This window comes from Nocardia carnea (assembly GCF_029869215.1).
Classification (GTDB): Bacteria; Actinomycetota; Actinomycetes; order Mycobacteriales; family Mycobacteriaceae; genus Nocardia; species Nocardia carnea_B.
In genome coordinates, this window is record NZ_JARWPM010000430.1 from 1 (window position 1) to 21,258 (window position 21,258).

Sequence of the window (21,258 nt, forward strand, 5' to 3'; positions counted from 1 at the left end):
GGGCAGTATCAATCGGCGCGCGGCGCCTCGTTCTCCTCGTATCAGGCACTCAAGGAGATCCAGCCGCAGACCCTGCTCGCGCAGATCCTGGCCGGGATGACCACGCCGGGCGGAGACCCGGCGGCGGGGGGGGGGCATCGAGATTCGAACAGCCACGGAGGGGGGCGGGCCGGAGGATCCGTCAGTCCTGGAATGCCCTTGCGCGGCAGTTCGTGCCGGACCATCTCTCCGCGCCGGAGAAGTCCCTTGTGCGAGGGCCGGGCGACAGCCCGCGCCGCGGACGCACGGGATGCGGCAGAGTCGGCCAACGATTCACCGGGACGGAAGAGGACCGGGTCCGGCGAGCAATCGGTAGGCGGCCGCTTCGATATCGGCTTCGCTCAACAGGACCGAGGCGGCCGCAGGCCCGAGGGGGACGAAGCTGTCCGCACTGGTCACCCGGGACTGCACGCCGGTGTACCCGGCATCCACCAGTGCCGTGCACACCGATTCGCTGACTGCGCCGCTGTGCCGGGTTTCGTCGGCGATCAAGACGCGGCCGGTGGCTTCGGCGTGCCGCAGCAGATCGTCGCGGGGTAGCGGGGCCAGCCAGCGGAGGTCGAGGACACGGACGCCGAACCCACGCTGGGCGAGCCGGCGGGCGACTCGCAGGCTCATCGGGACCGTGTTGGCGAAGGCCACGATCGTCAGATCCGTTCCCGCGCCGTACACGCGGGCCTGCCCGACGGGAACATGGGTTTCGGTGCGGGGAGTCGCCCACTGCCCGTCACCGGGTTCGTACAGGTCGCGGCTGTGATACAGCGCGATGGGTTCGAGGAGGACGCAGACCCGGCCGTCCACCCGGGCCGCGGAAACGCAGGTTCGGAGCACGGCCGCTGCGTCGTCGGGGCGGGCGGGCGAAGCCACCACGATGCCGGGGATATCGCGCAGCGCGGCCACGGAATTGTCGTTGTGGAAATGTCCGCCGAACCCCTTCTGGTAGCCGTACCCGGCGATCCGCACGACCATCGGATTGCGGTAACGGCCCGCCGAGAAGAACGACAGGGTGGCCGCTTCGCCCCGCAACTGGTCCAAGGCATTGTGCACATAGGCCAGATACTGGATCTCGGGGACAGGGACGAAACCCGCGAGGCCGGCGCCGAGGGCGGTGCCGAGAATGCTCTGCTCGTCGAGCAGGGTGTCGAATACCCGGCGCGCGCCGAATCGCTGCCGCAGCCCTTTGGTGACCCCGTACACGCCACCCTTGCGCCCGACATCCTCGCCGAAAACCAGGACGTCGGGGTCGCGGGCGAGCAGGTCGGCGAGGGTCCGGTTCAGAGCTTGGGCCAGTGTCACCGCATCCGCCGGCGCCGCCTCGGCCGGCGTATCGGGCGTCGCCAGCGGCGCGCGGCCGGCGGCCTGGGCGGCCGGGTTCACGGGCTCCCGAATCACCCCCTGGCCCTCGGCTGCGGCATATTCCGTGCGCACGGGCCGGGCTGCCGGTGAATCGGATCCCCGCGGCCTCCGCGCGAGGCCCGGGCGCACCACGTCGGCGCGCACCGAGTCGGGGTGGTGTGGCGAGAGAGGCGCGATCACCTCCGCCGCCGAGCCGAGTTTCGGCTCCCGGCATACCTCTTCCGCGGTGGCGGCCACCTGCCCGGCCAGGGTGTCGTAGTGCGCGAGTATTTCTTGCGGAGTGCACAACCCCGCGGTGACCAGCATCCGCGCGGTGGCGGTGACCGGGTCGCGGGCCAGATCGGCGGCGATCGCGGCGCTGTCGCGATAGGCGGATTCCACATCGGAACCGGCGTGCCCGAACAACCGGACGGTACGCAACCGTAGAAACGCCGGCCGCCGAGTCTCGCGGACCCATGCGACGGCCGCGGTGGCGGTGCTGACCGCATCGCGGAGATCGCAACCGTCCGCGGCGAAATAGCGCAGACCCGGCCGATGACCGTAGGCGTTCTCGATCCATTCCGGCGGTGTGGGAACACTGATCCCGATCCCGTTGTCCTCGCAGGCGAACAGCACCGGCACCGGCACACCGAGATATGCCGTATGCACCGCGGTATTGATCGCACCCGTCGCCGTGGAATGGTTGGCCGAGGCATCACCGAAACCGCACACCACCACCGCGTCCGCCGGCCACGGGCAGTCGAGACCGAGCCGGGCGGCGCGATCGATCGCGAACCCGAGGCCCACCGCGCGCGGCAGCTGGGACGCGATCGTCGAGGTCTGCGGAATGATATGGGCCGCCGCACTACCGAACACTTTGTGCCGGCCGCCGGAGATCGGATCCGCGGCGGCGGCGACCACACCCAACAGCAGGTCCCGCACGGGATCCGGGCGCCCGGCGCGACGCACCCGCTCCACGAACAACGCCCCGGAACGGTAGTGCGGCAGTACCGGGTCGGTGACGCGGCTCGCGGCGGCCAAGGCGACGTTGCCCTCGTGCCCGGACGATCCGATGCTGTAGTACCCCTGGCCGCTCGCGCCGAGCCGCCGTGCCGCCAGATCGGCCTGCCTGCTCAGTACCTGCGCGGTGAACAGGCCGGCCCAGTCGGTATCGGGGAGTCCGGGCACAAGTGCTCGCTCGCGCGCCGCGGCCGGACGCAGCTGCGCGATCTCGGCACGGAACCGTTCTTCGGCTTCGTCGATATTCACCGGACCCTCACCCCGACGAGCCTAAGTCGAGTGCGCGGGAGCTTCCGGTGTTCCGCCGCGGCAAGTCGCGGGCTTGCAACGGCACCGATCCTGCCCGCTGCCCGACCCGTGGCGGGAGAGCCACTGCCGCGGCGCGCAGATTCGCCTGCGCCGCACCGAATGCGCCACCGGGGCCGCGGTGCATGCCGATCGCGGAAGCGACTTCGGCCCGCCACCCCCGAGCCGGAGGTCCGTGTGTAGTCCGTCGGGTGCCGGGTCGGCGATGTTGCGGACAACCAGGAGGGTAGCCCGGCGCCGTGGGCGATGATGTCGATCCGTGGGTCCGGTACTCGCGATCGGACGTCGCGGTGGTGGGCTTGCGAGTGGTTCGGTACCGACGGCGACCGTTGTCCGGCGGCCGGTTCAGCGCAGCGCGGCGGCTGCGTCCCGGTCCACGATCCAGGTGGTGGACTCTGTGCCGTGGGCGCCCGCGGCGGGGATCTCGAGTGGGTCGGCGCCGGCCAGCGCGGCGGCGACAGGTTCGGCCTTGTTGGCGCCCGAGACCACCAGGACCACATGCCTGGAGCGGCGGATCGCCGGATAGGTCAGGGTGACCCGGACCGGGGGCGGTTTGGGGGAATCGGTCACCGCGACCGCCGGTTCGTGCTGCTCACCGATGGTGTCGGTATGCCCGGGAAACAGCGAATTGATATGCCCGTCGGGGCCCATGCCCAGCAGATGCAGGTCGAAATCGCCGTGCGCGGCCAGGTGGGCGCGGATCGTGGTGGCGTATTCGGCGGCCGCCTCGACCGGATCCGGGTATTCGCCGTCGGAGGTGGCGACGGTGTGCACGCGGGCAGGGTCCACGGGGACGTGGTCGAGCAGGGCCCGATGCGCCTGCCCTTCGTTGCGCTCGGGATCACCCGCGGGCACGAAACGCTCGTCACCCCAGAAGATGTCGAGATTCGGCCAATCGATGCCGCCCGGTGCGGCGCGCACCTTCTCCAGCAGCGTGATCCCGGTGCCGCCGCCGGTCAGCACGACCGACGCGCTACCGCGTTCGGCCTGCGCGGCGACCACGATATCGACGAACCGCCGGGCAGCGGCCGTGGTCAGCGCATCGCTGTCGGGGTGGACGTCCACCGTGGCGGCGGGGAAACTCGAGTCACTACTGGTGGTCATAGGTCACCCTTTCGATTCCGGTCAGCGCTTCGGCGTAGATCTCGTCGGCGTCCAGGCGGCGCAATTCCTCCGCCAGGCAGTCGCGGGTTTCCCGGCGGGCCAGCGCGATCCGCTGTTCGGGCTCGCCGGTGCGGGTGAGCGTCGCGGTGACACCCGTCTGCGGGCGGGCGATGGCGATGGACACCGTCGGCCGGTGCAGCTCGACCTTCAGCTCGCCGGTCTTGCGGTACACGGGGCAGCCGAGCCGCCCGGCGAGCCAGCCCGCCAGGATGTCCAGCGCCGGTTCCTCCCGCAGCCCCGATACCGTCACCGATTCCACCGGTTCGTGTGGCGGCTCGTCCATGGCGGCCGCGAGCAGCGCCCGCCAGTAGGTGATCCGGCTCCACGCCAGATCGGAATCACCCGCCGCGTAGGAATCCTGACGTTTCTTGATGGTGGCCTGCGGGTCGGGGGCGAAGGTGGCATCGGTGATACGCCGCGTCGCCAGCCGGCCGACCGAGTCCTTGGACGGGAACTCCGGGGCGCCCCGCGGCCACCACGCGACCACCGGGGTGTCCGGCAGCAGGAAGGGAATGACCACGCTGCTCTCGTGGCTGATCAACTCGCCCTGCAGGCGCAGCACGATCACCTCGGCGGCACCGGCGTCGCCGCCCACCCGGATCTGCGCATCGAGCCGGGTCGGCGCGAACCGGTCGCCCCGCGCGAGAACCACCACGCGGCAAGGATGTTCGCGACTGGCATCGTTGGCGGCGTCGATCGCCTCCTCGGCCTCGGAACTGTCCAGGGTGCACACGACCAGGGTCAGTACCCGGCCCATGGTGATCACGCCGTTGCTCTCACGCAGCTGCACCAGGCGTTTGGTGACGGCGCCGGTGGTGGTGTCGGGAATATCGATGATCACGGCCGCCGCCATTCCCGGCCGGTGCGGGCCAGCATCTCGGCGGCGGAATCCGGGCCCCAGGTCCCGGCCTCGTACTGTTCGGGTTTCCCGTCGGACGCCCAGTGGGCGAGCACGGGATCGAGGATGCGCCAGGACAATTCGACCTCCGCATTGACCGGGAAGAGGGAGGGTTCGCCGAGCAGGACGTCGAGGATGAGCCGTTCGTAGGCTTCGGGGGAGGATTCGGTGAACGATTCGCCGTAGCTGAAATCCATATTGACGTCGCGGACTTCCATGGACGAGCCGGGCACCTTCGAGCCGAAGCGCATGGTGATGCCCTCGTCCGGCTGCACGCGGATCACCAGGGCGTTCTCGCCGAGCTCTTCCGTCATGGTCTGGTCGAAGGGCAGATGGGGGGCTCGTTTGAACACCACCGCGATCTCGGTGACCCGCCGCCCCAGGCGTTTACCGGTCCGCAGATAGAACGGGACTCCCGCCCAGCGGCGGGTATCGACCTCGAGGGTCAGCGCGGCATACGTCTCGGTCCTCGACTGCGGATCGAAACCCTCCTCGTCGAGCAGTCCGACCACTTCCTGGCCGCCCTGCCAGCCGGCCGCGTACTGCCCGCGGGCGGTGGTCTCGTCGAGCGGCTCCACCAATTTCGTGGCGGACAGGACCTTGATCTTCTCCATCTGCAACTGCCGCGGTTCGAAGCTGATCGGCTCCTCCATGGCGGTGAGCGCGAGCAGTTGCAGCAGATGGTTCTGGATCACATCGCGGGCGGCGCCGATCCCGTCGTAGTAGCCGGCCCGGCCGCCGAGGCCGATATCCTCGGCCATGGTGATCTGGACGTGGTCGACGTAGTTGGCGTTCCAGATCGGATCGAACAACTGGTTCGCGAAACGCAGCGCCAGGATGTTCTGCACCGTCTCCTTGCCGAGATAGTGGTCGATCCGGAATACCGTCTCCTCGGGGAACACCCGGTTCACCAGCGCGTTGAGTTCGCGGGCACTGGCCAGATCGTGCCCGAACGGTTTCTCGATCACCACCCGCCGCCACGGTGCGGGCCCCTGCTCGGTGTGCTGGCGGGTGAGTTGATGCCGGTGCAGCTGATCGAGGACGACCGGGAAGGAATCGGGCGGAATCGAGAGGTAGAACGCGTGATTACCGCCGGTGCCGCGTTCGGCGTCGAGCCGGGCCAAGGTCTCGGCGAGACGCGCGAAGGCTTCGTCGTCCTCGAAGGTGCCCTGCACGAACCGGAATCCCTCCGCCAGATGGTCCCAGACCTCCTGGCGGAACGGGGTGCGCGCGTGCGCGCGTACCGCGTCGTGCACGATATCGCCGAAATCGCCGTCCGACATTTCCCGGCGGGCGAAACCGACCAGCGCGAAACCCGGGGGCAGCAGCCCCCGGTTCGCCAGATCGTAGATGGCCGGCATGAGCTTGCGCCGGGAGAGATCTCCGGTGACACCGAAGATCACCATGCTGCACGGGCCCGCGATACGCGGTATCCGTTTGTCCCGGCTGTCGCGCAGCGGGTTACGCCACGCGGTGCCGGATGCCGTCTCTGTGCTCTCCGGAGCGCCGGCCATCGGGGTCAGTTACCTCCTGCGTCCGTAGCATTGGGCCCGGAGGCGGTAGCCTGCGTAACCGCGGAGGACGCCGTCGATACTGCAGACTGCAGTTCGGCCGTGGTGGCTTCCAGCAGTTCCTCCCACGACTTCTCGAATTTGTCCACACCCTCGCGTTCGAGGACGGCGAAAACATCGTCGAGATCGATCCCGACCGCACGGAGCTGCTCGAAGACCCCGGCCGCCTCGTCGGCGGTCCCCGAGATCGTATCCCCGCGCACCTCACCGTGATCGGCCACGGCCTCGAGGGTCTGCTCCGGCAGCGTGTTCACCGTATTCGCGGCGACCAGCTCGGTGACATAGAGCGTATCGGGGTACTCGGGGTTCTTCACCCCGGTCGATGCCCACAGCGGCCGCTGCCGGTTCGCGCCGGCGGAGGCCAGATGGCTGTAGGTGGAGGCGTGCGCGCCACCGGAACCGAAGACGTCCAGGTACTCGGCGTAGGCGAGCCGGGCATTGGCGACGCCCGCCTTACCGCGCAGAGCCAGTGCCTCCGGCGTGCCGATCGCCTCGAGCCGCTTATCGATCTCGGTGTCGACCCGGGAGACGAAGAACGACGCGACCGAATGGATCTTCGCCAGATCGTGCCCGGCGACCCGGGCCTTGCGCAGCCCGTCGAGGTAGGCGCCCATCACCGAGCGGTAGCGCTGCACCGAGAAGATCAGGGTCACGTTGACGCTGATGCCCTCCTCGATGACCGCGGTGATCGCGGGCAGGCCCGCCTCGGTGGCCGGGATCTTGATGAACAGGTTCGGCCGGTCGACGATCTTCCACAGTTCGACGGCCTGGGCCACGGTCTTGTCGGCGTCGAAGGCCATCCGCGGATCGACCTCGATGGAGACCCGGCCGTCCACACCGCCGGTCCGCTCGAACACCGGGGCCAGCACATCGCAGGCCGCGCGGACATCGTCGGTGGTGATGGTGCGGATGGCGGCCTCGGTATCGGCGCCCCGGGCGGCCAGTTCCCGGACCTGCTCGTCGTAGGCGTGACCCTTGCTGAGGGCGCCCTGGAAGATGGTCGGGTTGGTGGTGACCCCGACGACCCCGCGGGTGGCGATCAGTTCGGCGAGGTTGCCGGAGTTGATCCGATCGCGTGACAGATCGTCCAGCCACACCGACACCCCGGCCGCGGCCAGGGCCGCGATGTTCTCGTTCTGTGCCATGAACCCTTATCCCTTCACATTGTCGAGCGTGCGCTGCGCAGCGGCCACGACAGCCTCCGGCGTGAAGCCGAACTCGCGGAACAAGGTTTTGTAGTCGGCCGAGGCGCCGAAATGCTCGATCGATACGATCTCGCCCGCGTCGCCGGTGAACCGGTGCCACGGCATGGCGATACCGGCTTCGACCACGACCCGGGCGGCCACCGCCGGCGGCAGCACCTCGTCGCGATATGCCTTGTCCTGCGCGTCGAACCATTCCACGCACGGCATCGAGACCACCCGGGTACCGATGCCCTGCTCCTCCAGGGTAGTGCGCGCGGCGACCGCGAGCTGCAGCTCCGATCCCGTGCCGATGAGAATCACCTGCGGTACGCCGGTGGACGCTTCCGCGAGGATGTAACCGCCCTTCGACACACCCTCCAGGCTGGTGCCCTCGAGCACGGGCAGATCCTGCCGGGTCAGCGCCAGCGCGGCCGGGCCGCCGGTACCGACGGCATCGCTGGAGACGAACGGCGAGTTGTGCTTACCGCTGTGCTTCTCGATCACCGTGCGCCAGGCGTAGGCGGTTTCGTTGGCGTCACCGGGGCGTACCACCGACAGGCCGGGGATGGCGCGCAGCGCGGCGAGATGTTCGATCGGCTGGTGGGTCGGGCCGTCCTCGCCGAGACCGATGGAATCGTGGGTCCAGACGTAGGTCACCGGCACCCGCATGAGCGCGGCCAGCCGCACCGCCGGGCGCATGTAGTCGCTGAACACCAGGAAGGTGCCGCCGTAGGGACGGGTCGGGCCGTGCAGCGCGATGCCGTTGAGGATCGACCCCATCGCGTGCTCGCGCACACCGAAATGCAGGGTGCGGCCGTACGGGCTCGCCTTCCACATCCCGGTGGAGATGGCTTCCGGGCCGAAGCTCAGCGAATCCGGGATGGTGGTGTTGTTGGATTCGGCGAGGTCGGCCGAACCGCCCCACAGCTCCGGCAGCGCGGGGCCGATCGCGGCGAGCACCTTGGCCGAGGCCTTCCGGGTGGCCAGGCCCTTCGCATCCGGTTCCCAGGTGGGCAGGCCGTCGGTCCAGCCGTCGGGCAGCTGACCGTTGAACAGCCGGTCGAACAATACTTTGCCCTGCGGGGCGCGCTGGGCCCACGCGTCGAATTCGACCGTCCACTCGGCGTGCGCCCGCGCGCCGCGCTCGGCGGCCTTCCGGGTATGCGCGATGACCTCGTCGGCGACCTGGAAGGTCTGCTCGGGATCGAAACCCAGGGCGCGCTTGGTGGCGGCCACCTCGTCGGGGCCCAGAGCGGCCCCGTGCGCGGCGCCGGTGTTCATCTTGTTCGGTGCCGGATAGCCGATGATGGTGCGCAGCAGGATCAGCGACGGTTTACCGGTTTCGGCCTTCGCCGCCGCCAGCGCGGCCTCGATCGCGACGACGTCCTCGCCGCCCTCGACCACCTGCACATGCCAGCCGTAGGCCGCGTAGCGGGCCGCGACGTCCTCGGTGAACGCGATGGTGGTGTCGTCCTCGATGGAGATCTTGTTGTCGTCGTAGATCACCACCAGGTTGCCCAGCTGCTGGGTGCCCGCGATCGAGGAGGCCTCGGAGGTGACGCCCTCCTCCATATCGCCGTCGGAGGCGATCACGTAGATGTGGTGGTCGAACGGGCTGGTGCCGGTCGCGGCCTCCGGATCGAACAGGCCGCGTTCCCGGCGGGCCGCCATCGCCATACCCACCGCCGATGCCAGACCCTGGCCCAGCGGGCCGGTGGTGATCTCCACGCCCTTGGTGTGCCGGTACTCCGGATGGCCCGGGGTCAGCGAACCCCATTTGCGGAGATTCTTCAGATCGTCGAGTTCCAGCCCGAAACCCGCCAGGTACAGCTGGATGTAGAGGGTGAGGCTGGAGTGGCCGCAGGAGAGCACGAACCGGTCGCGCCCGACCCATTCCGGGTCGGCGGGGTCGTGCCGCATGGTGCGTTGGAACAGCGTGTACGCCAACGGGGCCAGGCTCATCGCGGTGCCCGGGTGGCCGTTGCCCGCGGCCTGGACGGCGTCGGCGGCCAGGACCCGGACCGTATCGACGGCCTTGGTGTCCAGATCGGTCCAGTCGTCCGGGAGGTTCGGCTGGGTGAGGGCGCGGATGTCGTCTGTCACTGACACGACCGTGTTTCTCCTGACATTTTCGAGGCGTCGAAAAGGGTGGCGGGCAGGGCGGCGAACCGGTTACGGCGGGGTGACGGTGACGCCGCATACACCCTCATACCCTAGATGCGCCGGGCCGCCCTCGTGCACGACCCCCGGCCAAGCCGGACGCGCCGGTCCCGCGGGCCGGTGCGGGTCGTGTCACCAGGCGTGTGCGCGACGTCGCAGGGGCGAGCGGCGGGGCGCACCGGTCGTGGGTCTACCATCGTGTGTAGTAGTAGCCGCGTCGCAGCCGCGCGCTGCTCGCCCGCGAACCGGATGCGATGCGCAGCGGCCTCCGGCTCCGCTCCGGCCGGTGTGGCTGCGAGCGTGTCGGTGTCCGGCTGCGTCCGTTGACAGTGTGCGAGGAGAGACAGTGCGGATCGGTCATGACACGGGGGTCGGCGGCGCCCACGATTCCGCGCCGGCACCCGCGGACCGCGTCCTCGGCAGCGCGGCACTCGCCCGGATCGCCCGTCGTCCGCTGGCCTATATCGCGCTCACCAAACCGCGCGTCATCGAACTGCTGCTGGTGGCCACCATTCCCACCATGCTGCTGGCCGATCGCGGTCAGGTCGACATCCGGCTCATCCTGGCCACCCTGTTCGGCGGCTGGATGGGCGCGGCGAGCGCGAACACGCTGAACTGCGTGGCCGATGCCGATATCGACAAGGTGATGAAGCGGACCGCCAAACGACCGCTGGCCCGCGACGCCGTGCCCACCTCGCACGCGTTCGTGTTCGGTGTCGCCCTGGGGATCGGCTCGTTCGCGTGGCTGTGGTGGCAGGCGAATCTGCTCAGCGGTGTGCTCGTGGTCGCGACCATCCTGTTCTATGTCTTCGTCTACACCCTCGGCCTGAAACGCCGCACTTCCCAGAACGTCGTGTGGGGCGGGGCCGCGGGCTGTATGCCCGCGCTCGTCGGGTGGTCCGCCGTCACCGGCACCATCGGCTGGCCGGCGGTGGCCCTGTTCGGCGTGATCTTCTTCTGGACCCCGCCGCATACCTGGGCGCTGGCCATGCGCTACAAGGAGGACTATCGGGCCGCCGGGGTCCCGATGCTGCCGGTGGTGGCCACCGAACAGGCCGTCACCAAACAGATTGTCGTGTACACCTGGCTCACGGTGCTCACCACCCTCGCGCTGGTCCCGGCGACCGGGGTGATCTACGCGGCGGTGGCGCTGGTCGCCGGCGCCTGGTTCCTGCTCATGGCGCATCAGCTCTACTCGGGTGTGCGGCGGGGTGAATCGGTGAAGCCGCTGCGCCTGTTCCTGCAGTCCAACAACTACCTCGCCGTAGTGTTCTGCGGTCTGGCCGTCGATTCGGTCCTCGGCTGGACCACCCTCGGCGAAGTGTTCTTCGGCTGACCGCAGCTGCGTGCTCCGCCGGTGGACCCCACCGGCGGACCGCAGAGCCGGTCGGCGCCGGCGACGCCGCGGGGCCACAGGTCGGCCGGGCCCGTGAGCGGCGTGCCGCGGCCCGTTTCCCACGGGGCCCGGACATGGCGTCCGTTCACGGTCGGAGCCGCGGCCTCGCTCGGTCCTTCGTGGTCACCGAGAACGCCGAGCGCGTGATACGAGACCACCGCTGACAGGCGGGTGCACCGGCGGTGACCGGGTTTCAAGCCGGGGACCGGTCGATCGCGGCGACATATCCGTCAGGCCGTACCAGGATGCGGGTCGCGCCGTCGGCGCAGTAGGCCGCGTGGGCGTGGCCGTCGACGTCGATGAACGCTCCCTCGGCGGCCGGTGTCCCAGGGCGGACCACAACGCATACGCGGGTGCCGGCAACGGCCGTCGTCTCACCGGGGGACCCGAAACACAGTAGCGTCGCGTGCGGGCCCCGGAACAGGTCGAACAGCCGCACCGGTTTTCCCGCGGCGTTCTTCAACGGGGCGTCGGGCGCCCGGTCGCCGGGGGCGAAGCGGCGCGGGTCGGCGGGGTCGCGGTAGGTGATGTCGAGCTGGTGGGTCTCGGTGCCACGCTTCATCGCGTCCTCGGCGCCGGCGGTCAGTTTGCCGAGCAATTCGGTACTGATGCCGAGCACCCGGGCCGCCACGGCGCGCCGTTCCGCTTCGTAGGTGTCCAGCGGATCCTCGTCGCCGTCCAGCGCGGCCGCCAGTTTCCAGCCCAGGTTGTAGGCGTCCTGGATGCCGGTGTTCATACCCTGCCCGCCGGTCGGCGGGTGTACGTGGGCCGCGTCGCCGATCAGCACGACCCGGCCCACCCGGAAACGTTCGGCGAGCCGGATATTGGGTCGCCAGACGGTGGCCCAGGACAGGTCGGACAGCACAATCCGCGCATCGCCGGCCAACCTGTCGAGCCGGTTCTGTAAGTTCGCCAGGTCGGTGGCGCCGGTATCGCCGGTCAGCGGTGCCGCGAACTGGAAATGGGCGCCACCGGGCAGTGGTGACAGGGCGACGCCGTCCATGGGATTGCCGGCGGTGGCGAACCAGTAGCCGAAATCGTGGTCGAGCGCGTCGGCGCGGATATCACCGAGCAGCATCCGGAACGACTCGTCGGTCGAACCGGTGAAGGCGATGCCGAGGGTTTTGCGGACCGTGCTGCCGCCGCCGTCGGCGCCGACGAGATAGGGCGTTCGTACGGTTTCGGGACCGTGCGGACCCACGAGCCGGGCGGTCACGCCGCCGGAATCCTGGCCGAAGGATTCGAGCGCGGTATCCCGTTCCACCCGGACCCCCAATTCGGCCAGCCGCGCGCGCAGAATCGCCTCGGTGTCCGCCTGGCCGAGCACCCATGGGTTCGGATAGGGAGTCCCCGGAGTGGGGTCTACCCGTTCGCTCATCCGGTGCTCACCCATCAGCTGCCCGCCGATATAGGCCCTGGTCACCGCGGGTGGGGCGCCGGCGGCGTGGACGGCGTCGAGCACCCCGAGATCATCGAAAACCTCCAGTGTCCGCGGTTGTATGCCGTCGCCGCGGGAGCCGGTGGCGAATTCGGCGGCGCGGTCCACGATTCGGACCGCGATGTTCCGGCGGGCCAGTTCGATGGCGAGGGTGAGCCCGGCGGGACCGGCGCCGGCGACGAGAACGGGAGAGGACACGGAAACTCCTGACCGAGCAGATACGCTCTGACTGAATGCCGATTCACTGAATGCGAATTCAGTATTGGTATTGGTAGGTTGCCGTGTCAAGGAGGTGTGGAGGTGGGATCGAGCCGGCGAGAACGCGCGGAGGAAACCGAACAGGCGCTCAAGGCCGCCGCGCGGCAGCTCTTCGCCGAACGCGGATATCTGAACACCAAGATCACCGATATCACCGCCGCGGCGGGGCGGGCGGCCGGATCGTTCTACAACCATTTCGCCGGCAAAGAAGACCTGCTGCGCGCGCTGATGGCCGATCTCGGCGCGGCCGGCGACGAACAAGCCGGGCACACGGACCACAATCCGGATTTCAGCGACCCCGAGGCCGTCCGCTTCCATCTCGCCGCGTTCTGGCAGTTCGCCCGCGAGCACGCCGTTGTACTGCGGGCGGTCAACCAGGCGGCGCTGGTCAACGAGGAGTTCGGCCGGGAAATGGCGCAATTCGGCGCCGACCAGCGGCTCGATATTGCCGACCATCTCGACGGGCTGGTGGCGAAAGGGTTACGGCTACCCAGCACCCCGGACGCCAGTCTGGCGATGATCTTCCTGTTGGCGCAGGGTCTGCACACCGCCGTCGACGAAGGCTCGCTCGAGCTGACCGATACCGAGGCGGTCGAGGGGTTGACCCGTTTCGTCTATCGCGGGCTGACCGGGCGCGACTACTGAGCGCGCCCGGCCCGGGTCAGGGCAGCAGGACGATCGAACCGGTCGTCTTGCGGCTCTCCAGATCCCGATGTGCCTGTTCGGCGTCGGCGAGCGGATAGGTCGCGCCGATCCGGACGGTGAGCGAACCGTCGGCGACGGCTTCGAAGATATCGCCCGCGCGCCAATCCAACTCGGCGCGATCGCGGGTGTAGTGGGCGATATTGGGCCGGGTCACGAAGACCGAACCCGCCGCGTTCAACCGCTGCAGGTCCACGGGCGGGACGGGGCCGCTGGCCGCGCCGAACAGCGCCAGCATGCCGCGGATACGCAAGGAGGCCAGGCTGGCGTCGAAGGTCGCCGCGCCGACCCCGTCGTAGACCGCGGCCACCCCGGTGCCACCGGTCAGTTCGCGGACCCGGTCGGCGAGATCGTCGCCGTAGCGCAATACCTCCCAGGCGCCCGCACCACGCGACAATGCCTCTTTCTCGTCCGACGACACGGTGGTGATCACCCGGATATCGCGGGCAGCCGCCAACTGGGTGAGCAGTAGTCCGACCCCGCCGGCGCCCGCGTGCACCAGGATCGTCTCACCCGGCTCGGGCCGGTAGACGGATTCGATCAGATAGTGGGCGGTCATACCCTGTAGCAGCGCCGAGGCGGCGACGGGTGGATCGACTCCTTCGGGTACCGCGACCGCGACCGCTTCGTCGACGACCGTGCGCGGCGCGTAACTGCTGGGCCCGGCGGCCCAGGCCACCCGGTCGCCCACGGCGAACGCGGTGACGTTCGCGCCGATCTCGGTGACCACCCCGGTGCCCTCGGAGCCGGGGATATAGGGCACCGGCCTCGGGTAGGTGCCGGTGCGGAAATAGGTGTCGATGAAATTGACCCCGATGGCGTCGACCTCGACCAGTAGCTGATTCGGCCCGGGTGACGGATCGGGAACCTCGGCGAGGGTCAGTACCTCCGGACCACCGTGCCGGTCTACCTGGATGGCGCGCATGGTCCAGTTCTACACCGGCGCCCCGGTGGCCGGTACGCGGGTCCGCGGGACAGCGCGGCGGCCCCCCGCAGGAGGTCTCCGGAGGGCGGTCTTACTCGCCGGTAAACTCCGGGATATGAGTGCAGACACCGCTATCACCACCGTTCGCGCGCCCAAGGCGATCGTCGACTCGGTACGCAAATTCGTCGCCGCGCACGGTGGTTCGGCCGAGGCCGTACCGCAGCCGGTGGGTCGCCGGGGCGTCCGGGTCACGCTGGTCGGCGCCGACGGCATCCTGGGCGACCGGATGGTCGCCGATACCGCCACCGCGCAGGCAGTGATCGACGCTGTCGACGGACTGACCGCCGCCGACGGCTGGGAGCGGGATCTGGTGGCCAGGACCACACCGCGTGCGGGGCACTGGGCGAAGATGGCCGGCTGGGTCGCGAAGCAGACCCGCTTTCCCGCGGCGCGCAACGAGCGATGAACGGTCGCGGGCGCCGGTCTGTGCATGCTCACAGGCCGCGGGCCCGCACGTCAGGTAGCGAGAACAGATTCCCGGCCAAAACCTACTGGCGAGTAACAGCTTCACGCTACCGTTAGGGCTCGAGCGTCAGCCCGGGGGTAGTAAGGAGCCGATATGACGGTCAGTAGTCCGACCCGTACCCGACTTACGGTGTCCGGCCGTCCGATTTCGAACCATCTCCGCGATGTATCGTCCCTCTCCCGTCAGATGGTCGGTCATTTCGTCGAGAACGTGGCGCCCTGCGGGACGCTGCCCGGCGATGCGCTACAGGGTGATGTCACCGCGGTGACCCGCCTGTGCCTCGAACTCACTCTCAGCCGCCTCGACGGCCGTGAACTCCCGCAGGAGATCGAGAAGGTGCGCGAGGCCGCGGCCGAATGGGCCCGCGAGGGTATTCCGATCGACACCATCAACCACGCCATCCACGAAGGCTTCAAACTCGGATTCGACCGCATCATGTCCACCGCCGGCCCGGCCGATTCGGCGTCGCTCGTTGCGACCGCCCGCCGGATGCTGGAAATCCTCGACACGATCACCTCGGAAGTCGCCTTGGCCTATGTCGGCGAATACCGCGGAGTTGTCTCCGAACACCACACCGCCGTGCACACCCTGACCTCCGCGCTACTGGGCGGGCACAGCACCGCCACCATGGCCCGCGAATGCGGGATCGAGATCGCCGAGTCGTATCAGGTGCTGGCGCTGGCGCTGCCGCCGCATCCGGACGAATCCGCGCCGCGGGTGGACGGCCGCATCGTAGCCCGGCGCAAACTGCGCCGGGTGCAGGCCGAACTGGCCCGCAGCTGCGGGGAGCGGGCGCTGTCGCTGCTCAGCATCGACGGCGGGACGGTACTGCTGCCCGCGCACGCGTTCCCCGACGAATCCCTCGACGAACTGATCATCCGGTTGTCGCAGGCCGCGCAGGTCGCGGTCACGGCCACCCTGGTCACCGCGGAGACCGCAGATATCCCCGATGCCACCGACCGGGCCCACGAACTACTCGATATCGTCTCGCGGATCACCGACGGCGGCGGGCTGCACCGGTTCTCCGATCTCGCCCTGGAATTCCAGATCACCCGGCCCGGCCCTGCCCGGGAGCATCTGAGCGCCATCCTGGATCCGCTCGACGATCATCCCGAGCTACTGGAGACGTTGCGCCAGCACATCGCCAACAATTTCAACCGGCAGCGCACCGCCCGGCTCATGCATATGCACACCAACACCCTGGACTACCGCCTCAAACGGGTGCGCCTGCTCACCGGCTACGATCCGGCGATACCCACGGGGCTGTGGTATCTCACCTCGGCGCTGGTGGCCCGGAGCTACCGGACGCGCCCCATCGACGCCTGACCGGCGCGGTCTCACCCCCAGTCAGGCCAGCTGTGCCCTGTGCTCCGGCGTGCCGACGGGGAGGCGTTCGCGGGTGTGCAGCGAGGCCCAGAGGGTCGCGGTGGCCGCGGTACACAGTGCGGCGCCACCGACGTGGATTGCCACCAGGGCCGCGGGGACATCGGTGAAGTACTGCACGACCCCCACCAGTGACTGCGCCAGGACAAGAGCGATCAGGACGAAGAAGCGATCCCGGACCGGTTTTGTGATCCCGGTCGCGTACAGGCCGAAACCCAGCCCGATGAGCAGGGCCAGGTACCCGATCAGCAACTGCGAATGCAGATGCACCAGGGTGGTGATCTCGATTTCGAGGCGGGCCACCGGACGTTCGATGCTCTTGTCCCCGGCGTGTGGACCGGCGGCGGTGACCAGCGTGCCGGCGACCAGTACGCCCGCCAACGCCACACCGCTCAGCGCGGTGAGCCGGCGTAACGGCGCCGGCGCCCGGACCGTATCGACACCGTCGTCCGGCGCGGCGACCTTCGCGCACATCACCGCGGCCACCCACACCATGAGCATCGAGGCCAGCAGGTGCAGAGCGACGGTCCACCACAGCAGCCCGGACAGCACGGTGATCCCGCCGATGATCGCCTGCAGCACTGTGCCCGCGGGCATGAGCCAGGCATAGACCAGCACCTCCCGGCGCCGCCGGGCACGGGTCACCGCGAGCACGATGAGGGCGGCGCACAACGTCACCACGAAGGTGAGCATCCGGTTGCCGAACTCCACCGCCTGATGGATTCCCGGCACCTCCGACACCCCGACCGGGGTAAAGCTACCGGGGAAGCACTGCGGCCACGTGGGGCAGCCGAGCCCGGAGGCGGTGACCCGCACGATCGCACCGGTCACCGCGATCCCGGCCTGGGTGCCGAGTACCGACAGGGCGATCAGCAACTGGACACGCCGGGAGGGCAACGGGAGCCGGTCCACGACTCGCAGGAACGCGCGATACAGCACGTCACGATGGTAGCGGGCGCCCCGAACCCGCCCACACCCGGACTACTACAACGTGTCGTGCTTGTTGTGCGGTGCCTGCGGCGCCGCTGTGTGCGGGGAAGAGCGGGCTTCTATTCGAAGCGGAACCAGCGGGCCGCGAGGAGTCCGGCGGCGGTGCCCCAGATGAGCAGGACCACCACACCCAGCCAATCGACACCGCCGCTGAGGGCGTGCTCCAGGGCGACCGCCAAGGCCCCGGAGGGCACCAGCCGGACCAGGGTGTGCACTATCTCGGGCAGTTCTTCGGAGGCGAACACCACGCTGGCGATACCCAGCATGACGAACCAGAGGATATTGGCCAGCGCGAGCACGACCTCGGCCTTCAGCGTGCCGCCCAGCAGCAGCCCCATCGCCGCGAAGGTGGCGGTCCCCAGCGCGATCAGCAGCGCGCCCAGGGCGAGCCCGGCCGGGCTCGGCCGCCAGCCCAGCGCGACCCCGATGAGCCCGAGCAGCACGGCCTGCAGGATCACCACCAGCAGGACCGCCCCGCTCTTTCCGGCGACGATGCCCCACCGCGGCAGGGGAGTGGCGCCCAGCCGTTTCAGCGCGCCGTAGCGGCGGTCGAATCCGACGGCGATCGCCTGACCGGTGAAGGCGGTCGACATCACGGCCACCATCATCACGGCCGGCACGATCTTGTCGATCTTGTCCGGTCCCATATCACCGAACGGCAGCAGCGCGAGCCCGATGAGCAGGGTGATCGGGATGAACATGGTGAGCAGTAGTTGCTCCCCGTTGCGCAACAGCAGCACGAGATCCAGGCGCGTCTGCGCGAACAGCATGGCCGCCCGCGGCGCCGGCCGCGGTCCGGGCGCGAAGGTGCCGGGTGCGAACCGGTTGGCCGTGAGATCCGGTTCGGTCATACGGCCTCCCTCCGAACGGCAAGCTGCGGCCGGCGGCGACCCGAGTGTTGGCGGAGGTTTCGCATCACGAGATCTCCTTCGGAGCGGATGAATGCGGTGGGCAGCGGCCGGAGCGAATGCGGCGGTCGTGCCTCATCGGCGCCCTGCCGAGCGGCCGGCCGGAGTCCGGGAATTGCGGACTGACAGCGCATATCGTCCACGGTGCCGACTGCGGGCAATTGCGGCGGGAGCGGGGATCGCAGCATCATGGGCGCAGGTCCCGGCCGGTGAGCTCCAGGAATACGTCCTCGAGCCGGCGCTGGTCGATGCGGATATCGGTGGCCAGCACATTCACCCGCGCACACCAAGCGGTCACCGTCGCCAGCACCTGCGGATTGATCTCCCCCTCCACCAGATACGAGCCGGGGCTGGTCTCGGTGGGGGCGAAACCCTCCGGCAGCGCCCGCTGCAGCAGCTCGAGATCCAGTTTCGGTGGCGCGGCGAAGCGCAGCTGCCCGGCCGCACCGTGCGCGGTGACCTCCGCCGGCGTACCGGAGGCCACGACCCGGCCGTGATCGATGATCACCAGATGATCGGCCAGTTCCTCGGCCTCGTCCATCAGATGTGTTGTCAGCAGGACGCTCACCCCGTCGCGGCGCAGGGCATCGATCAGCTCCCACACCAGGATCCGGGCCTGGGCGTCCATTCCCGCGGTCGGTTCGTCGAGGAAGACGATCTCCGGCCGGCCCACCAGCGCGCACGCCAGTGAGAGCCGTTGCTGCTGGCCGCCCGACAGCCGCCGGTACGGGGTGCGGCGGCTGTCCGACAGCCCCAGCACATCCAGTAACCACTCGGGGTCGAGGGGGTTCGCCGAATACGAGGCCACCAGATCGAGCATCTCCCCGGCACGTGCCCCGGGATACGCGCCGCCGCCTTGCAGCATCACGCCGATCCGGCCGCGCAGGCGTTCGGAATCGGCGCGGGGGTCCAGGCCGAGTACCCGGACGGTTCCGGAGTCCGGGCGCACGAAGCCCTCGCACATCTCCACCGTGGTGGTCTTGCCGGCCCCGTTCGGCCCGAGCAGGGCGAAGACCTGCGCCGGTTCGACGGTGAAACCGACACCGTCCACCGCGACGGTTTCGCCATACTTCTTGGCGACGTGGTCCACCTGGACGGCGGGTACACGGGAAGCGGTCACGAGGTCACACCGTATGCCCCGGCCGGCTGTGACGGGGCCGACACCCCCTCCGGCGCGCGCCACGGCAGGGCGTTCCGGGTCACCACGATGAACAGCACGGACACGATCACGGTGGCGACCGCGGACCCGACGATCTGGAACACCTCGAGATCGGCCCCCCGCGGCATGAGGATCACACTGACCACCGCGGAGATTCCGATGGCCGGAATCCGGAAGACCGGCCGGGTCGCCCAGGCCGCCATGGGCACGATCGCCCACAGCAGATACCACGGTTGCACCACGGGGAACAGCAGCACGATCGCGCCCAGTGACACCCCGAGCGCGCCCACCGGGTGGATACGGCCGGTCCAGGTCGCGATGAGCATGCGCACGGTGATGAAACCGGCCACCACCGCGGCGATCGGGCGGGTGATGCTCAACAGTGCGGTGGTGTGATCGCCCAGGCCGAGCAGGACGCCACCGAATCCGGTGACGATGCCCAGCGCGGTGGGCAGCGACATCCAGCTGCGTACCGCGCTGGCCGTGTTCAGGGTGTTCAGCCAGCCGAAACCGAGTCCGCTGGCGGTGCTGATCACCAGGGTCGTCACCGCCGCGACGGCACCGAGCAAGGCCGCGGCGGCGATCACCGGGCGTACCCCCGGACCCCAGCGCCGCGCCAGCGCCATCCCGGCGAATCCCAGGGCGATGATCGAGGTGACCTTGACCGACGACGACAAACTGATGGTGACCGCCCCGCCGATCAGCAGTCCCCAGCAACGCGCGTCCCACGGGGGCGGCCCGCCGTCGCCGGGCAGTCCGTGGATCGCCCGCAGCATGAATTCCAGGCCGGCCAGCATGAGGCCGAGCATCAGCGCATCGTTGTGCACGCCGCCGACCAGGTGGAACAGCACCAGCGGGTTGGCGACTCCCAGCCACAATGCGCTCACCGGCGCGACCCCGCAACGCATCGACAGCCGGGGGAGCGCCCAGACGATCAGTGCGACCCCCGCCAGCGCGAGCACCCGGTGCACCCACACCCCGGCCAGGATGTTGTCCCCGGTGACCTCGGCGATCCCGTGACCTATCCACAGGAACAGCGGCCCGTAGGGCGCCGGGGTCTCGCGCCAGATATTCGGCACGTTGTTGGTGAGCACATTGTCGATTCCCAGCCCGGCGACCGGTCCCTCCAGATAAGGGTCGATACCGCGCGCCGCGATCTCGCTCTGTGCGAGATAGGAGTACACATCGTTGCTGAACATCGGCGGCGCGACACAGAGCGGGATGATCCACAACAGCAGGGTGCGGTCCAGCTGGCGCCGGGTGAGCCGGTGCCGCGGCGACCCGCCGAAACCGCCGACGGCGAACCGGCCGAGCAGCAACCAGGCCAGCACCACGGTGACCGTCCCGACCATGCACATGGCCAGCGACCCGGTATGGGCCCGCGCGAAGATACCCAGCACCCGCATCCCCGAGGTGGGATTCTGATGCACCGGCTGCGCCCCGATGCCGAGCGCGCTGATCGCCATCAGGACGGTACCGGTGGCGCCCATCAACCGGATGCGGTCCAGCTGGCGGCGTTCGCGCCGATCGAGACCCGGTACCTCGGATTCGTCGCTGTGCAGTACCGCGATGGTGTGATCCGGGGCCGGGACATCCAGCCCGAGCGCGCGCCGCACCAGTTTCCGTGCCCGCTGCGCGCGCGACGCCGATGCGCCGGGGGCGCCTGTCTGTCCTGCCACGGCCATCGACACTAGTTCGCCGGAGTCGCCCGCGGACCCCGGCCCGCGGCACATCGTGCACCGCGTCGCCGCGTGCGGACCCCCGGGACGCCCGTCCGGTGCCGGCGCATACGGAGGCGGGGGCGTGGAGGCACTGTCCAGCTACCGGCCGGCCGGTGTCCCCGCTCCGGTATTCTCCCGGCGGCAACGGGCAGCGAAGGGCAATCGGGCCGGCCGG

16 protein-coding genes are annotated in these 21,258 nt (G+C 69.4%); 4 read left to right on the forward strand and 12 right to left on the reverse strand.

Annotated features, from left to right (window positions below; translation table 11 throughout):
- Positions 1-312 precede the first annotated feature (312 nt).
- The 6 genes from QH276_RS32275 to tkt all read right to left on the reverse strand — a co-directional run bounded on the left by QH276_RS32275 (position 313) and on the right by tkt (position 9,626).
- The gene (locus QH276_RS32275) at positions 313-2,643 is read right to left on the reverse strand and encodes a thiamine pyrophosphate-dependent enzyme (RefSeq protein ID WP_280399477.1); all 2,331 of its coding nucleotides are present in this window, start codon (positions 2,641-2,643) and stop codon (positions 313-315) included.
- 402 nt (positions 2,644-3,045) lie between these two features.
- A complete protein-coding gene (gene pgl / locus QH276_RS32280) occupies positions 3,046-3,804 on the reverse strand; it encodes a 6-phosphogluconolactonase (RefSeq protein WP_280399478.1) in 759 nt (252 codons plus the stop codon).
- Positions 3,791-4,705 carry a glucose-6-phosphate dehydrogenase assembly protein OpcA gene (gene opcA, locus QH276_RS32285; protein WP_280399496.1) on the reverse strand — a complete coding sequence of 305 codons (915 nt, stop codon included), beginning with the start codon at positions 4,703-4,705 and terminating at the stop codon, positions 3,791-3,793. The genes pgl and opcA overlap by 14 nt, the downstream gene beginning before the upstream one ends.
- Complete coding sequence (gene zwf, locus QH276_RS32290) at positions 4,702-6,276, reverse strand: glucose-6-phosphate dehydrogenase (protein WP_280399479.1); 1,575 nt, start codon at positions 6,274-6,276, stop codon at positions 4,702-4,704. Before zwf ends, opcA begins: the two co-directional genes overlap by 4 nt.
- Positions 6,277-6,281: 5 nt before the next feature.
- Complete coding sequence (gene tal, locus QH276_RS32295) at positions 6,282-7,478, reverse strand: transaldolase (protein WP_280399480.1); 1,197 nt, start codon at positions 7,476-7,478, stop codon at positions 6,282-6,284.
- 6 nt (positions 7,479-7,484) lie between these two features.
- Complete coding sequence (gene tkt, locus QH276_RS32300) at positions 7,485-9,626, reverse strand: transketolase (RefSeq protein WP_280399481.1); 2,142 nt, start codon at positions 9,624-9,626, stop codon at positions 7,485-7,487.
- A 397-nt stretch (positions 9,627-10,023) separates the two neighbouring features.
- On the opposite strand from tkt, the gene QH276_RS32305 reads away from it, so the two are divergent.
- On the forward strand, positions 10,024-11,013 hold the full coding sequence (locus QH276_RS32305; RefSeq protein ID WP_432278648.1) for a heme o synthase: 990 nt from the start codon (positions 10,024-10,026) through the stop codon (positions 11,011-11,013).
- A gap of 253 nt (positions 11,014-11,266) precedes the next feature.
- Here the strand turns inward: QH276_RS32305 and QH276_RS32310 are convergent, their stop codons facing one another.
- Positions 11,267-12,709, reverse strand: a complete 1,443-nt coding sequence (locus QH276_RS32310) for an FAD-dependent monooxygenase (protein WP_280399482.1) — start codon at positions 12,707-12,709, stop codon at positions 11,267-11,269.
- Between the two features lie 96 nt (positions 12,710-12,805).
- Between QH276_RS32310 and QH276_RS32315 the strand changes: the two genes are divergently transcribed.
- Positions 12,806-13,414, forward strand: coding sequence for a TetR/AcrR family transcriptional regulator (locus QH276_RS32315; protein ID WP_280399483.1), 609 nt, complete (start codon positions 12,806-12,808; stop codon positions 13,412-13,414).
- A 16-nt stretch (positions 13,415-13,430) separates the two neighbouring features.
- Here QH276_RS32315 and QH276_RS32320 read toward each other — a convergent pair whose 3' ends face one another.
- Positions 13,431-14,396, reverse strand: a complete 966-nt coding sequence (locus QH276_RS32320; RefSeq protein ID WP_280399484.1) for a quinone oxidoreductase family protein — start codon at positions 14,394-14,396, stop codon at positions 13,431-13,433.
- Positions 14,397-14,511: 115 nt separating this feature from the next.
- Here QH276_RS32320 and QH276_RS32325 point away from each other — a divergent pair, with 115 nt between their 5' ends.
- Positions 14,512-14,862: a hypothetical protein gene (locus tag QH276_RS32325; protein ID WP_280399485.1), complete on the forward strand. Its 351-nt coding sequence runs from the start codon at positions 14,512-14,514 to the stop codon at positions 14,860-14,862.
- A gap of 153 nt (positions 14,863-15,015) precedes the next feature.
- Complete coding sequence (locus tag QH276_RS32330; protein ID WP_280399486.1) at positions 15,016-16,248, forward strand: PucR family transcriptional regulator; 1,233 nt, start codon at positions 15,016-15,018, stop codon at positions 16,246-16,248.
- A gap of 21 nt (positions 16,249-16,269) precedes the next feature.
- Here the strand turns inward: QH276_RS32330 and QH276_RS32335 are convergent, their stop codons facing one another.
- From QH276_RS32335 to mptB, 4 genes are all read right to left on the reverse strand, one after another.
- The gene (locus QH276_RS32335; protein WP_280399487.1) at positions 16,270-17,244 is read right to left on the reverse strand and encodes a COX15/CtaA family protein; all 975 of its coding nucleotides are present in this window, start codon (positions 17,242-17,244) and stop codon (positions 16,270-16,272) included.
- Positions 17,245-17,354: 110 nt separating this feature from the next.
- Entirely contained in the window at positions 17,355-18,146 is a 792-nt protein-coding gene (locus QH276_RS32340) for an ABC transporter permease (protein ID WP_280399488.1), read from the reverse strand.
- Between the two features lie 244 nt (positions 18,147-18,390).
- Entirely contained in the window at positions 18,391-19,323 is a 933-nt protein-coding gene (locus QH276_RS32345; RefSeq protein WP_280399489.1) for an ABC transporter ATP-binding protein, read from the reverse strand.
- Positions 19,320-21,041, reverse strand: coding sequence for a polyprenol phosphomannose-dependent alpha 1,6 mannosyltransferase MptB (gene mptB, locus QH276_RS32350; RefSeq protein WP_432278649.1), 1,722 nt, complete (start codon positions 21,039-21,041; stop codon positions 19,320-19,322). The genes QH276_RS32345 and mptB overlap by 4 nt, the downstream gene beginning before the upstream one ends.
- Positions 21,042-21,258 lie beyond the last annotated feature (217 nt).

What these genes read in the sequence shown, in the direction of transcription:
- zwf (WP_280399479.1), bottom strand. Translation starts at nt 6,276, where the DNA reads ATGGCCGGCGCTCCGGAGAGCACAGAGACGGCATCCGGCACCGCGTGG.
- QH276_RS32320 (WP_280399484.1), bottom strand. Translation starts at nt 14,396, where the DNA reads ATGCGCGCCATCCAGGTAGACCGGCACGGTGGTCCGGAGGTACTGACC.
- pgl (WP_280399478.1), bottom strand. Translation starts at nt 3,804, where the DNA reads ATGACCACCAGTAGTGACTCGAGTTTCCCCGCCGCCACGGTGGACGTC.
- tal (WP_280399480.1), bottom strand. Translation starts at nt 7,478, where the DNA reads ATGGCACAGAACGAGAACATCGCGGCCCTGGCCGCGGCCGGGGTGTCG.
- QH276_RS32330 (WP_280399486.1), top strand. Translation starts at nt 15,016, where the DNA reads ATGACGGTCAGTAGTCCGACCCGTACCCGACTTACGGTGTCCGGCCGT.
- QH276_RS32340 (WP_280399488.1), bottom strand. Translation starts at nt 18,146, where the DNA reads ATGACCGAACCGGATCTCACGGCCAACCGGTTCGCACCCGGCACCTTC.
- QH276_RS32325 (WP_280399485.1), top strand. Translation starts at nt 14,512, where the DNA reads ATGAGTGCAGACACCGCTATCACCACCGTTCGCGCGCCCAAGGCGATC.